Genomic DNA, 16,449 nt, shown 5'->3' with positions numbered 1-16,449 from the left:
CCGACTTTGGATTTCGAATTTCAAAACCTTTCCCCATCATCGATGTCATCATTCCTGCTTATAATGAAGAAAACAGTGTTGGGAAAGTAGTAGGCGATATCCCAGTCTTTGTCAGGCATGTCATTGTGGTGAATAACAATTCGAATGACCAAACAAGGTTGGTCGCCGAAAAAGCTGGAGCCATCGTCTTGGACGAAATGCAGAAGGGATACGGAAAGGCATGCTTGAAAGCGATATCGTATTTGGAATCTCTTGAAAAGCGTCCGGATCTTGTTGTATTTTTGGATGCCGATTACAGTGACTATCCAGAAGAGATGACCGCTGTGATTCGGCCGATACTTGAAGAGGATTTTGACATGGTCATTGGTTCACGTGCCAGGGGCAATCGGGAAAAAGGGTCGATGACCATTCCCCAAGTCTTTGGAAATTGGCTGGCAACGTCGCTGATGAAGTCCATTTACAAAACTGATTATTCCGATTTGGGCCCTTTTAGAGCGATCAAGTGGAGCAAGCTTTGCGAAATCCAGATGGAGGATCAGGATTTTGGATGGACGATCGAAATGCAGATAAAAGCGGCCAAAAAAAACCTGAGGACCACTGAGGTTCCCGTAAATTATAAGAAGAGAATCGGAGTGTCCAAGGTAAGTGGGACTGTCAAGGGGACATTTATGGCTGGTTATAAGATTCTCTGGACCATCTGGAAATATAAATGAAGAATTCCCCTGTGATTTTCGAGTTTTTTTTTCACGGGGTATTACCAAAAATCCACTTTTTTTCACCGAAACCAAAGCGTAGAATCAAATTTTTCACCGAGAATTTCCCGGGATTTTAGATTTTTTTCATTCGTAAAAGGGTGTTTCAGGAGGCTTTATTCCCCATTGATTTTTAATTATAGAAAGGCAATTATTAAAATCCACTGATTTTTATATGACGAAACCAATAAAAAATTATTGTTCCTGATTCATTATTGTTTTTCTGTTTGCAGCATGAGGTGTTTTTTAAATACACAAAAAATATTTTTAGACATAATAATTTGTTTTTGAATCTCATACTTTTTATTTTTAATCAATTATTCTTTTAAATTACTTTTATCATATAACTACTTGTTATCACTATTATGTGTTTTTATTAATTAATATCAATATTTATGACTGCTCCTTCAATTCTTCAATTTTTCGAGAAATCTGTCGATCAATATCCAGATAAAGTTGCCTTGGTCTTCAAGGAAGAGCGTATCACTTATTCCGAATTGAATCATAAGGCCGAAAAGCTTTCAAACGCTATCCTTAAGATTTCAAAAGGTGAAAAAATCATAGGAATCAGTACCACCAGATGCATGGACATGATCATGGGCGTATTGGCAATTCTTAAAGCTGGGAAAACCTACATGCCCATCGATCCAACCTATCCTTCAGAGCGGCATAAGAACATGGTGGAAATCTCTTCCCTCAAGTATGTTGTTTCCGGAGAAGGAGAAGAGGTTGTTTGGGGTGCTTTGGGTCTGGAAAGAATCGATTTCCAAGCTGAAGAAAATCAGAGGCCAGAGGGCGATTTTTCGCCGGGGGAATTGTATGCGGTCTTTTTTACTTCTGGCTCCACTGGAAAACCTAAAGGAGTGATGGTGAGACATCAAGGGGCCATTGAGCTGATCGAACACAAACTGATCTCTTCCAGAGCGGCAGGATTGGGCGTCAAGACTTTACAGTTCTGCCACTTGGGATTTGATGTTTCGGTCAAAGAAATCTTTGTCTGTCTTTCTTCCGGTGGTGAATTGCATTTGGTGGAGGATCTTCAAAGGCTGGATGCTTACTTTATGCTGAATTATATCCAGTTGCATGGGATCAACAATGTCTTTTTTCCCTTTGTCGCCCTTCAATATTTTACCAATGCGGCCGTGTCCAGCGGGATATTCCCGAAAAGCCTAACCGAGGTAAATACAGGAGGTGAACTGTTGAAAATCACCCCCCAAATCAGAGAGTTCTTCAAGGAAATCCCCAATGCGGTATTGAAAAACAACTATGGCCCCACAGAAGCCTCCATTTGGGCATCGGATATCAATATGGAGGGCCATCCGGATTCTTGGCCGGAAATCCCCTCCATCGGAAAGCCTCTTGCAAATTGTGGGTTTTGGATTTTGGATGAGCAGTTGAACCCCGTTCCTACTGGACATTTGGGAGAGTTGCACATTTCAGGACCATGCCTCGCAAAAGGATACCTCAACAGGGATGATCTCACCAATGCCCGCTTCATTCCCTGGACCACTCCCGAAGGAAAGGCGATAACCCTCTACAAAACCGGCGACTTGGTCAATCAGGATGAAGAAGGTTTCTATTATTTCAATGGCAGGGAGGATGATCAGATCAAAATTAGAGGGAATCGGGTAGAACTGGGAGAAATAGAAAGCGCCTTGGCGAATCTACCCAATGTGAAACATGCCATCGTGAAATTGGATGAAGATGAAATGGGACAAAAATACCTTTGTGGGTATGTCCAATTTATTGACAAGGAAAAAGGCGATCTGGCCCAAATAAAATCCGATCTAAAATCCAAAATTCCGGAATACATGATCCCGGACTATGTAATTGAAGTCGATGATTTTCCCAAAACCAGCTCTGGAAAGGTGGACAAAAAGGGGCTTCCCAAACCACGCCATACCCGCCCGGAATGGGCGGCCCAACTGGTCGTGCCGAGTACAGCGGTCGAAAAACAGGTGGCCGATCTGTTCAAGGAGATCCTGAATTATGACAAAATCAGCATCCATGACAATTTCTTTGAGTTGGGAGGAAACTCCCTGAAAGGGCAAAGGACCATAGCGGAATTGAAGCAAAGGTTTGGGTTGGATTTGCCGATCATTAAATTGTACCAATTCCCCACCGTTTTTCAAATTGCCCAGTTTTTGGAAAAAGAAGGCAAACCAAAATTCGTGAATTTCGGAGCCAAAAATCAAAAAAAGGAAGAACAGGATGTTGCCGTTATAGGAATGGCCCTCAAATTTCCCGGAGCAGATTCTGTGGAGCGGCTTTTGGAAATCCTTAGGAATGGGGAAGAGACCATCAGTTTTTTTAGTGAGGAAGAATTGGACAAGACCATATCTGAAGAAATCAGGAAGAACCCTGATTATGTGAAAGCAAGGGGAATCATTGAGGGTTATGATGAATTTGACGCCAACTTCTTCGGATTCAATCCCAAACTGGCATCCATTTCAGACCCTCAACAACGCAAATTTTTTGAAGTGGCGCATGAGGTATTGGAAAAAACAGGATACCGCACCCAAGATGGCCAGTTGCCAATCGGGGTGTATGCGGGATGTAGCAACAATACTTATTTTACGCACAACCTCATCCAGCATTCCAAACTGTTGGAAGCCTACGGAGATTTTATGGTGGGATCTTTGAATGAAAAGGATTACCTCGCTAGCCGTACGGCCTATCACTTGAATTTGACTGGTCCGGCGGTAAGTGTACATTCTGCTTGTTCTACGGCCCTTTTGGCCATTTCCCAAGCAGCCGATGCGATCAGGACAGGCAAATGCAAGATGGCCATAGCAGGCGGGTCGAGTATTAAATCCCCTACCAAAAGCGGTCATATTTTTGAAGATGGATCGGTTTTGACCAGAGATGGTCATGTCAATTCTTTTGATGCCTCGGCAACGGGAACGGTATTCAGTGATGGTGTGGGTGTGGTTTTGCTTAAAAACCTGAAAGAAGCCATTGAGGATGGAGATGAAATTTTGGCAGTGGTAAAAGGCTTTGGTGTCAATAATGATGGAGGCGAAAAAGGGAGTTTTTCCGCACCAAGTGCCGAGGGTCAAGCCGGGGCGATTTATGCCGCCATCCAGGATGCAGGGATTCATCCCGATGACATTACTTATTTGGAAGCGCACGCCACGGCGACACCTATTGGTGATCCGATTGAGGTGGAGGGTTTGAAACTGGCTTTTGGTGAGGCCACCAAGAAACAATATTGTGCGATAGGAAGTATCAAAAGCAATATCGGACACCTCAATGCTGCTGCTGGGATTGCGGGATTTTTTAGGGCCTTGCTTTCCCTGAAACACAGGCAGTTTTTTCCACAGCGAGGATTCTCCAAGATCAATCCCAACATTGATTTCGAAAACAGTCCTTTTTATGTCAATACAAAATTGAAGGCCTGGGATTCCGACAAGAAAAGAATCGCGGGAATCAGTTCCTTCGGCGTGGGCGGAACCAACGTTCACCTTATTCTGGAAGAGGCACCAGAAGCCAAGCCGGAAGAGAATGCAACCAGGAATTATAAGTATCCAGCCCATCTGATTAACTGGTCAGCCAAATCCGAGGAAAGTTTGAAGTTGTATGCCAGCAAATTGTCCGATTTTATTCAAAATAATCCAAAAGTCCAGCTTACTGAAGTTGCCTTCAATCTTCAGGAAAACAGACGGCACTTTCCCTTTAGGAAATTTGTCGTCGCGGATTCCAAGGAGGAACTGATTCAAAAATTGGGGGATTTTTCGGGACAAATCCTTCCTGTAAAAGAACCAGATGAATATGTTTTTCTTTTTCCCGGACAGGGGGCCCAATTTCTGAACATGGGTAAGGAATTGTACCAAAACAATGAGGTGTTTAAGAATGCTGTCGATACATGCGCCGAGATATTGTCCGCGGTAATGGATAAGCCAATTTTGGAGATTATCTATCCAGATGTGGAAGATGAGCAGGCCGAAGCCATGCTCAAGAACACAAAGTATACCCAGCCGGCAATTTTCACCATTGAATATGCACTTTCTCAATTGTGGATTTCCTTAGGCGTGAAGCCGATTATTATTTGCGGGCATAGTATAGGGGAATTTGTGGCGGCACACCTTGCGGGTATTTTTACTTTGGAAGATGCTTTAAATCTGGTAGCCATTAGAGGGAGGATGATCAGTGAGTTGCCACATGGCAGCATGCTTTCCGTGAGGTGTACCGAGGAGGAAATCAAATCCATGATGCCTGGAAATCTTTCTTTGGCAGGCGTGAATGGTGAAAACCAGTGTGTGGTATCGGGAGAAACAAATGAAATTGAAATTTTCGCCACAAGGTTGGAAGCCAGGAATGTCCCTTCCAAAATACTTCAAACCAGCCATGCATTCCATTCACAGATGATGGATCCCATTCTGGATTCCTTTGCAGCGGTAGTACGGGAAATCCCTATGCAGAGACCGCGAATCCCGATGATTTCTACGGTGACAGGAGAATTTTTATCGGATTTAGAAGCCCAAAGTCCGGAATATTGGACCAATCAATTGAGGAATGCAGTACGCTTTGCGGATGCTGCAGAAACCCTTTTTGAATTGGAAATACCGCTGAGCTTCCTGGAAGTTGGGCCTGGGAATGTATTGACCTCACTTTGCCGTCAGGCAAAAAAAGGAAAAGGAAGGGAGATGTACAACAGCCTGATGAAAAACCCCAAAGTATCGGATTACAGGTTTTTTCTTCAGACTGCGGGAAGTCTTTGGCAAAAGGGAAGAAAAATCCAATGGCAAAATCTGTATGACCAATTTATTCCCAAATGTGAATTGCCCACTTATGCCTTTAAAAAGGAAAAAATTTGGATGGACCCTGCACAACCGATTATAGCGCAAAAGATACCTGAAGTGAACATGAAAATCGAACAGATGATTGAGCAGACTTTTTCAATACATATTCAAACTCCTATTCAAATGGACCGAAAACAAAAAATCAAAGACCAAGTAATTGGCGTGATCCAAGACACAACAGGACTAAGCGTTCCTGATGAAAAAGCTTCTTTTTTGGAACTTGGATTTGACTCGCTGCTTTTGACTCAATTGGCAGCAAGTCTTAAAAAAGAATTTAAAACTCCCATTACTTTCAGACAGCTGAGCGAAACGCTTTCTGATCTAACCGCCTTGGTGGAGTTTTTAGATCAAAAACTACCAGAAGAGGCCTATCGAGAACCAGCGCCCGCAATGGCAAGTGAGCCGGAAGTTCCAGTAATCACTGCCGCACAGCCGCAATCGCAGCCGGTTTTTCAGCAACAGGCTCCTCCTGTTGCTCAAGTGTATGCAATGCCAAATCTTCAGCCCCAGCAGTTCGTATATCCACAACCTGCCCACCAAGGGGTAAATCCACAAAGCAATGGCGTGCATTCTCCCATGGATTTATTTTCCAGACAATTGGAATTGATGTCCCAGCAAATCATGATGCTTACCAATGGTGCAGGAAATGGCCAAGTGCCTTTGCCAATGGTATCAGCAGGAGCAACTGATTCTGTGGCCCCAACGCCGGTAGCCACCTTGGACAAAGGGCCAAAACCCCACAGCCACGCTCCACCAGCCGATGCTCCTAAAACCTTTGGCGCCATGGCAAAAATAGAAAAGGTGGTGACTGAGGTTACCCCAGAACAAAAGCAGTTTCTGGATAATCTCATCAAAAGATTCAACGAAAAAACAATAAACAGCAAAGCCTATACCCAGAAATACCGTTCCAAAATGGCAGATCCTCGGGTGGTGTCAGGTTTCAAGCCGAACACCAAAGAAATCACCTATTCCTTGGTAGTGGATAGGTCCAAAGGAAGCAAAATTTGGGATATTGACGGGAACGAGTATTTGGATGTCTTGAATGGATTTGGAGCCATCCTTTTTGGGCATGGTCCTGAGTATGTCCAGAAAGCGATCAGGGAGCAATTGGAAAAAGGATTTGAGATTGGGCCGCAACATGTGTTGGCGGGAGAGGTTTGTGAGTTGCTCTGTGAATTGACAGGACATGAAAGGGCTGCGCTTTGTAATACAGGCTCAGAAGCAGTCATGGGTGCTTTGAGGATGGCCAGAACCGTCACCGGAAGATCTTTGGTCGTTTCTTTCAACAATTCTTATCATGGCACATTCGATGAGGTGATCGTAAGGGGAAGCAACAATCAGAGAAGCTATCCCGCTGCGGCTGGCATCATGCCGTCTTCTGTAGAGAATCTTCTTGTCTTGGAATATGGAACTGAGGAATCCCTGGAAATCATCCGACAGCGAAAAGATGAGCTTGCCGCAGTTTTGGTGGAACCTGTTCAGAGCCGTAGGCCTGAATTCCACCCCGTCGAGTTTTTGAGAAAAGTACGTGAAATCACCAAGGAAAGCGGGACCGCATTGATATTTGACGAGGTGATCACCGGGTTTAGGACCCATCTAAAGGGGGCCCAAGGAATCTTCGGCATAAAAGCAGATATTGGGACTTATGGCAAAGTGATCGGTGGGGGATTGCCTATAGGCGCGATTGCCGGGAGTGCCGAATTTTTGGATGCCTTAGATGGTGGATATTGGGAGTTTGGGGATGATTCTATGCCTGAAGTGGGTGTGACGTATTTTGCAGGGACTTTTGTCCGGCATCCTTTGGCGCTCGCCAGTGCCAAAGCGTCCTTGGAATTTTTCAAAAAAGACAATGGTAACCTACAGAAGGATCTCGAACAGAAGACCAACCGAATCGCCGATTCACTGGATAAATTCTTTAAGGAGCATAACCTGCCTTTTTACATTGCACATTTTGGATCCCTTTGGAAGCTGAAATACAAGCAGGAATTGCCATATACAGACCTTATTTTTATTCTCCTGAGGGAGAAAGGCATTCATATCTATGATGGATTTCCTTGCTATCTGACCACCGAGATTACGGAAGCAGATGTGGACAGAGTCATCGATTCCTTCAAGCAATCCATTGGAGAGCTCCTGGATGTAGGGTTTTTTGGTGGTATTCCCAAGAAAACGAATGGGTCAGGTCATGAAAAGAAACATGTTGTTTCTTGGGCCAGTCCGCCTGTTCCAGGGGCCAAATTGGGGAAAGATCAGCAAGGAAATCCAGCTTGGTTCCTTGTAGATGAGAAGAACCCAGGCAAATACTTAAAAATCAATATTGAAAACTAATTTTCGGGATAATATGGAAAATGATATTTTTTTAGAGCCAGTGGATTTTAATCCTTTTCCTGAAAAAGAGATTGAGAAAATCGTGGGAATGGTGGATGCCCAAAAAGAGATGTGGTTGTCGGCGGTTGTGGATGGTGTGGAATCAAATTTGTCCTATAATGAATCCATCTCCCTTGACCTCAAGGGAGATTTGGATATCCCTGTTTTGCAGGCATCTTTTGACGAGCTCGTCAGACGGCATGAGTCCTTGAGAATGACTTTTAGTGGGGATGGGAAAACCAGTATCATTTATGATTTTGTTTCCCCAGATTTTCTTTTTGAAGATTTATCGCAGTTGCCAAAGGTGGATAAAGATCTCCGCTTGGAGCATTATTTGGACAAAGCAGTGACGACTCCATTTGACTTGAAAGAGGGGCCGTTGTTGAGGATTGACCTGCTCAAGTTGGAAGGTCAGCACCATTTTATGTTGATTACGGCCCATCATTTGGTCTGCGATGGATGGTCCATAGGGGTGATTGTGTTGGAGTTGAGTACGATTTACTCTCAGCTTGTGCAGGGTTTGGAGCCAGTTTTGGCACCTGCAGATTCCTACAGCGAATATGCCGAAACCATGCTCGAGTACAAGGGTAGCGAGGAATTCAATCAAACCGAAGGGTATTGGATTGAATTGTTCAAAGGAAAAGTTCCGGGTATTGAAATACCAATCGACTTTCCCAGGCCTGAAGTCAGAACCCTGAATGGGCATAGACTTGATTTTGAACTTCCTCTCGGTTTGGTAACCGCATGTAGGAAAACTGGGGTGATGGCTAAAACAAGTTTGGTGAACACCCTACTGTGCGGGTTCGAAATCTTTTTACATAAATTGACTGGTCAAAGGCAAATGGTTCTCGGACTCCCTGTGGCAGGGCAGTCTATTTCGGGAAATTTTTCTTTGGTGGGCCATGCGGTGCATCTTCTTGCCATTCCCAGCGAGATCAATCCTGGATTGTCATTTTTGGATTACCTGAAAAAAAGAAAAACGGAACTGCTTGACAATTATGACCATGCCAAATATTCATCTGGAAATTTATTTCCCCATCTAAATATCCCGCGGGACATCTCCAAAATATTACTCATCCCGGTGGTTTTCAATATCGACATGGGAATGGATCAGGGTGTCGCTTTCCATGGGTTAAACCATACTTTGATCACAAATCCAAGGAAATACGAATATTTTGAGATTTTCCTCAACATCACTGAAATAAAAGGAAGATTGATTCTGGAGTGGACCTACAATTCCGATCTCTTTAAGCCTTCAACCATTGAGGAAATGATGCGGGATTACCAAGACATCCTTAGCCTCTTGACCGATACTCCAGAAACCTTGATCAAAGAAGTTGATTTGGTCCAGAATGAATTCCTAAAGAGAATCCAGCCATGGAATGAGACTTATTTGGAGTATCCCAAGGATAAAATTTTCACGGATTACATCTCTGAACAATCCAAAAGGCAAGCAATTAAAATCGCAGTGAGGAGCATGGGCAGTGAAATCTCCTACCGAGAATTGGAAGAGAAATCAAATCAAGTGTCCCATTATCTTGTCGCGATGGGAATAAAAAAGGGGGATGTTGTCGGGATTTGTGTGGATAGGAGTGTGGAGTTACTCATTTCCCTATTGGGGATCATCAAATCAGGGGCGGCTTACCTTCCCTTGGATCCTGTTTACCCAAAGGACAGGATTGAATTTATGGTGGAGGACGCCTCCTGTAAATATTTTTTGGTTTCGGAAAGGTTGAAAGACCAATACCAAACCAACTCCCCAATGATCGTTTTGGAGGAAATGATGACTTCGATGTCGGGATTACCTGGGTTTGCGAGCGGCATTGATATAAAAGGACAGGATTTGGCCTACGTCATCTACACTTCGGGATCCACCGGACAACCCAAAGGTGTGCAGGTAAGCCATCAAAATTTGATCAATTTCCTGCTCAGCATGCAGATTGCTCCGGGAATCAGTCAGGAGGATCAATTGCTGGCGGTGACCACCGTTTCCTTTGACATTGCGGGATTGGAATTGTTTCTACCCCTCATCTCAGGGGCCAAAGTGGTTCTGGCGGATGCGGAAACCTCCAAAGATGGGAGGGGATTGGTTGAGTTGATAGAAAGGGAAAGAATTACGATGATGCAGGCAACCCCAGCCACTTGGCGAATGATGTTGCATTCCTCATGGAAAAAGCATCTTCCGATCAAAGTACTTTGTGGCGGAGAGGCGTTGCCACAAGATTTGGCACTAGAACTTTTTCAAAATGCCGATTCTCTTTGGAACGTTTACGGACCTACAGAGACGACGATCTGGTCATTGGTCAAAGAAATAAAAGATCCAAACGGGCCGATCACGATTGGTAGGCCAATCCACAATACCCAAGTGTATGTGGTCGATAAATATGGTCATTTATTACCCGCAGGAAATGTCGGGGAGATCTGGATCGGGGGAGACGGTGTCAGCAAAGGGTATCTCAATAGGCCATTGCTCACCAAGGAGAAATTTGTGCCCAATGATTTTGAACCTTCCAAAAGTGAATATTTATACAGAACAGGGGATTTGGGAAAATTCCAGCCCAATGGGGAATTGGTTTGTTTGGGAAGGGTGGATCACCAAGTGAAAATAAGGGGTTATAGAATAGAGCTGGGTGAAATCGAAAACAAAATCAATCAGTTCCCAGAGATCGAAGGGGCTATTGTAATTGCTAGGGAAGATAATCCCGGAGACAAAAGATTGGCCGCTTATGTAGTCCTTAAAGAGGATGAAAGTCTCTTCATGATGGATCAAAATAACCTGTCAGATACAGCAGTCATGACAAGGGAGGAACCTGTGCTGACCAAAGAGAAGATTTTGGGCTGGAAAGAAACACTCAAAACGAGATTGCCCAATTACATGATTCCAAACGATTGGGTCGCCCTTTGGGAATTTCCCATGACGGACAATAATAAAATAGACAGGAACTCCTTGCCAATACCTTTGAGAAATGTCTTTTGGGATGAGGCGGAAGAAAATCTTCCGCAAAACCCCAATCAAATACTAGTCGCCGGCATTTGGAGTAAAGTGTTGGGTGTGTCCGATGTCAGATTATGGGACGATTTCTTTGAATTGGGAGGGCATTCCTTGTTGGCGGTAAGGGTAATGGCGGAGTTGGCGGAGGAGACCGGTCTCAACTTGCCGCTGAATACATTGATCATCAATTCAACACTTGAAAATTTCGCGGCCGTTTTGGATCGCCAAGACCAAAAAGACCAAGACTGGAGCAGCTTGGTGCCTATCAAAAAATCCGGAAAGAAAGCTCCGATTTACTTGATTCACGGAGCAGGCTCGCATGTTTCGCCATTCTTCAACCTTGCAAAAAATCTGGATGAGGATCAGCCTGTCTATGGGCTTCAGGCAAAGGGATTGAATGGAATAGACGAACCCTTACAATCCATAAAGGAAATGGCGGCACATTATATCCAGGAAATCGTCACACACAATCCCCATGGACCCTATCATATCGGAGGTCAATCTTTTGGTGCATACGTTGCATTCGAGATGGCGCGGCAAATGAAAGCGTCAGGGCTTGATATCCAAAAAGTGATATTGTTTGATGTCTCCGCTTATCAGGAGGATTTCGAGGAATTATCCTCCTGGGAAAGAATGAAAAAGGAGGTTGGTTACGAATTCCAAAAAAGATACATGGATATAGAATTGTTGGTAAAATCTCCCAGCACATTGAGAAGGTTGAAAACCAGTTCATTGGAACGAAAAACGAGAGCCTTGAAGCGGTTTTTGGGAATTGATGCAATGGATGGCGAAGGGAAATTATTTCACGTAATTGAAAAAATCAGGAGAATCAATCATAAGGCCATGGATGATTATGAATTGGCTCCATACAATGGCGATATCATCCTGTTCAAGGCCAAAATCAAAACATTTTATGATACGGACATGGAATACTACGGATGGAAACCTTATGTGAAAGAGGTCCATACAGTGGAGATGGAAGGAGACCACAATTCAATGTTCGAAGATCCGGAATTGGTGAAAATCCTCGGACGAAAACTACAGGAAGTTCTGGATAAAGACATTGAAATGAATATTTCATAGTGAATAATTCCTTGAAAATATTCGGCTTGATTTTCTTTAAAAAAATAATGTGTGGTGTAAAAAACGATAAAACCACTGTCCAATCATGTGTGTTTTGGATAAAATCTGATCTCAGCTTACCCAGCAAATGAAATCATTAATGTCTACATAATTAGCTAATGAAACCTATAAAACCACAATTTGAAAGCATCGCATACGACCCTTTTGAAACTCCTGGTATTGAGAAAATAGTTGGATTGCTGGATTCCCAAAAAGAAATTTGGGTATCGTGTAAATTGGGAGGTGAGGAGGCCAATCTATCCAACAACTTGTCGATTTCCCTCAAGTTTACTGGAGACCTGAATCCAGATCTGCTTTTTTCTGCTCTGGAGGCTGTTGTAAACAGGCACGAAGCCCTTAGGATGACATTCAGTCCTGATGGGAAAAACTGTATCATTCAGAAACATGTTCTTCCAACATATAAATTTCTGGAAATCCAAGATTTTTCCCCTCATCATAAAAGTCAGGCTTTCCAGGATGTATTGGATGCTGAAGTCACGTTGCCATTTGATTTGGTCAACGGTCCACTCATTCGGTTTTCGTTGTTGAAGTTGGAAAACAATGTGCACGTGTTGTTGATCACTGGCCATCACATCATTGTGGATGGCTGGTCCTTGGATTTGATTTCCGAAGAGCTTTGTGAAATTTACTCCAGACTCCTGGAAAAAAACCCTGATAATCTCCCCAAAGCGGATTCCTTCAGCGAATACTCTTCTGAAATGACCGCCTTTAAAGAGAGTCAGGAATATCGTGACACGGAGCAATATTGGTTGGAACAGTTTAAAGGGAATAATTTTTACCTGGAATTGCCGGTCGATAACATTCGTCCTGAATTCAGGACTTACAACAGTTCGAGGCTGGATTTGGAGATTGATGCGGAATTGCTGGACGCGCTTAGGAAGTTGTCCGCTTTGGCCAAAACCAGCTTGGTCAATACCTTGATGGGAGTATTCGAAATTTATTTCCATAAACTTACCGGGCAAAGCCAGTTGTCCCTGGGAATCCCTGTATCTGGGCAGGCTGTTTCCGGCAATTTCTCACTTGTCGGGCATTGTGTCCATCTGCTTCCGGTACCGAGCAAAATCAATCCGAATTTGAGCTTTTTGTCTTATTTGAAGCAAAGGAAAACTGAGCTTTTGGATAACTATGATCACTCCCAATACACTTTCAGCAATTTATTGCAGCAGCTCAAAATCCAGAGAGACAATTCCAAAATTCCATTGGTTCCCTTTATCATCAATTTTGAGTCAGCCAAAAACCGCCATTACAAGTTCAGTGGTTGCAAGGTCGAGTCCGTCTTCAATGCCAAGAAGTTTGAAACCTTCGAGAATGCACTTTACATCACGGAATATCACCAAAGCCTTCTGATTGATTGGCAATACAACACCAATTTATACGAAGCGGATAGCATTCAAAAAATGCTGAAGGAATTCAGGATGCTTCTAAAACAAGTGACAGAAAATCCAGAAACCATTATTTCCCAAATTGGTTTGGTTAAAAATGAGTTTTTGAGGCGAATCCAGCCTTGGAACGAAACCTTTCTGGACTATCCAAAAGATAAAATTTTCACTAAACTGATCAGTGAGCAGGCACAAAAATCTCCCGATAAAATAGCCATCACATTTAGGGATGAGGAGATTTCCTATTTGGATTTGGATAGCAAATCAAATCAGCTGGCACACATTCTTCTCCAAAAGGGCGTAACCAAGGGAGATATTGTAGGGCTGTGTGTGGACAGGTCCATTGAAATGGTCATTTCCCTATTGGGGATTGTCAAATCTGGGGCAGTCTATCTTCCGCTTGACCCAATTTATCCCAAGGACAGGATAGAGATGATGGTGGAGGACGCAGCATGCCGCTTTTTCTTGATTTCACGATCATTGGAAAATCGATACAGGAGCAATTCCCCTATACTGATTTTAGAGGAATTAATAGAAACCTTGATGGCTTATCCAGATACGGAACCTCAAGTAACCATTTCCGGAAATGATCTGGTCTATGTGATTTATACCTCAGGTTCCACTGGCAAGCCAAAGGGGGTAAAGATAGAGCACCACAACCTTTTGAATTTTTTATTGAGCATGCAACTCAGCCCCGGTATCAGTGCCGATGACAAGTTGTTGGCCGTCACGACGATTTCCTTTGACATTGCTGGGCTCGAATTGTTTTTGCCGTTGATTGCGGGAGCAGCGCTTTTGATTGCGGACAGCAACCAGGCAAAAGATGGGAGGATTTTGGTCGAGATAATTGAAAAAAAGAAGATAACAATCATGCAGGCGACACCTGCCACATGGAGAATGATGGTCAATACCTCCAGGTCAAAACTCTTTCGGCTCAAAGTCCTTTGTGGTGGAGAGGCGCTTTCCCAAGACCTAGCCCTTTCTCTGATGGAAACATCTTCCGAATTGTGGAATGTATACGGACCAACAGAAACTACCATATGGTCCTTGATAAAAAAAATCAAAGATCCTTTTCAATCCATCACCATAGGTCATCCGATTCACAATACGCAAGTCTATATCGTTGGTGAAAATGGAAATCTCCTTTCCCCTGGCGAAATCGGGGAGATTTGGATTGGGGGCGATGGGGTAAGCCAAGGATATCTTCATCGCCCTGAATTGACACAAGAGAAGTTTGTCAAAAATATCTTTGAGCCAGAAAAAGGAGTATTGCTTTACCGAACCGGAGATTTGGGGAAATTTCTTCCAAATGGAGAATTGGTCTGTTTGGGGAGGATGGACAATCAGGTGAAGATTCGTGGTTTCAGAATTGAACTTGGGGAGATCGAAAACCAGCTTGGTCAAATCCCTGAAATAAGGGAGGCTGTGGTTGTCGCAAGGGAAGACAAGCCAGGAGACAAAAAACTTATTGCCTATGTGATAGAAGAAAATTCAGAGACACCTTTTTTAAAACCGGAACTTGATTCACCTGGGGAAATAGGCAAGCAGGATGACAATGGAAAATTGACCTTGGCTCCTGAGAAAATTGCCGTGTGGAAAAACATATTAAGAGCAACGCTTCCAGAGTATATGGTTCCTGTGGACTGGGTGTCCATGCGGGAATTCCCCAAAACCGCCAACAATAAAATTGACCGAAAAGCATTGCCCAAGCCTTTTATCAGTCAGGTTATGTTGAATTCCGGAAAAGAACAGGTCAAATATCAAAGTAATAACCAAAAATTATTGGCTGGGATTTGGTCAAAGGTACTCAGTGTGCCAGCTATCGGCTTGAACGACGACTTTTTCGAACTCGGTGGACATTCCTTGATTGCCGTGGAGGTGATGTCTGCTTTGGAAAAGGAAACCGGATTGAACCTGCCTTTGGATACCTTATTTAAATTCCCAACAATAGCTTCTTTTTCGGAGCGATTGGACAATTTGGACAAGGCAGAGGTGAGCTGGGAATGTTTGGTTCCTATCAAACCCACAGGAAGTAAAACTCCGATTTATCTGATCCATGGTGCTGGAGCCAATGTCTCTTCATTTTATGGGCTTTCAAAGAACCTAGATGCCGATCAACCAGTTTTCGGGATTCAATCAAAAGGTCTAGATGGAATTGAGGAACCCCTTCATACCATCAAAGAAATGGCGACACATTATATCCATCAGATAATAGCACACAATCCAACAGGACCTTATTTTATTGGAGGCCAATCCTTTGGGGCCTATGTGGCATTTGAAATGGGGAAACAAATGAAAGAAATGGGTCTTGATATCCAAAAAGTAATTCTGTTTGATGTATTCGCATACCAAGGCGAAAAGGAATTGACCGGCTGGGAAAAATTCAAAAGGGGAGTGGCTTTTGAGGTCAAAAAAAGATATGTAGACATGGAATTATTGGTTCATTCCCCAGCGACTTTCAAGAATATCAAGTCACATTCCTTCGAAAGAAAGAAAAGGGGCTTGAAAAAATTATTCCATTTAGAGTCTTTTGAAGAGGAATCTAGACTTTTTCATACCATAGAAAAAATCAGAAAGATAAATCATACTGCGATGGATGAATATGTGCTTTCTCCGTACCACGGAGAAATAGTATTGTTCAAGGCCAAAATCAAGACCTTTTATCAAAAGGACATGGTATTTTATGGGTGGAGGCCTTATGCAGACAAAGTATTGACACTTGAAATAGAAGGTGATCACAATTCCATGTTTGAAGATGCTGAATTGGTAAAGGAGCTTGCTCAAAAACTCCAGGGAGTCCTGGACAAATGAACTTCCGGATGAAAGCAGAACTGTATTGTAAATGGAAAACCCCAGAACCAATTTGGGAAAAAGGGCCCTCCTTTGACCTGGACAATGGGGTGCATGTATGGCGAATTGGTTTGGACGAGGGTTTTGATTATGCCAAGGGATATAGTTTTCTTTTGGAAAGAGAAGATGTTTTTAAAATCGGCAGATTTTATAATTTGGCGGAT

General features: G+C 43.3%; 5 protein-coding genes. All 5 read left to right on the top strand.

Features of this window, described 5'->3' with window-relative positions; all coding sequences use genetic code 11:
• Positions 1 to 17 precede the first annotated feature (17 nt).
• Positions 18 to 713 (top strand): glycosyltransferase family 2 protein, encoded by a 696-nt coding sequence (locus tag Q7J63_RS04870; RefSeq protein WP_304884412.1) that lies wholly within the window; start codon positions 18 to 20, stop codon positions 711 to 713.
• Positions 714 to 1,147: 434 nt separating this feature from the next.
• Entirely contained in the window at positions 1,148 to 7,882 is a 6,735-nt protein-coding gene (locus tag Q7J63_RS04865; RefSeq protein ID WP_304884410.1) for a polyketide synthase, read from the top strand.
• A 13-nt stretch (positions 7,883 to 7,895) separates the two neighbouring features.
• Positions 7,896 to 11,996, top strand: coding sequence for an amino acid adenylation domain-containing protein (locus tag Q7J63_RS04860; protein WP_304884409.1), 4,101 nt, complete (start codon positions 7,896 to 7,898; stop codon positions 11,994 to 11,996).
• 158 nt (positions 11,997 to 12,154) lie between these two features.
• Positions 12,155 to 16,246 (top strand): amino acid adenylation domain-containing protein, encoded by a 4,092-nt coding sequence (locus Q7J63_RS04855; RefSeq protein ID WP_304884407.1) that lies wholly within the window; start codon positions 12,155 to 12,157, stop codon positions 16,244 to 16,246.
• Positions 16,247 to 16,254: 8 nt separating this feature from the next.
• On the top strand, positions 16,255 to 16,449 hold a 195-nt coding region (locus Q7J63_RS04850; protein WP_304884405.1), incomplete at its 3' end, for a hypothetical protein.

Origin of the sequence: Rhodonellum sp. (genome assembly GCF_030656585.1) — a bacterium.
Taxonomy (GTDB): Bacteria; Bacteroidota; Bacteroidia; order Cytophagales; family Cyclobacteriaceae; genus Rhodonellum; species Rhodonellum psychrophilum.
Note: the sequence above shows the minus strand (reverse complement) of the source record. Positions and strands in the feature narration are given on the sequence as shown.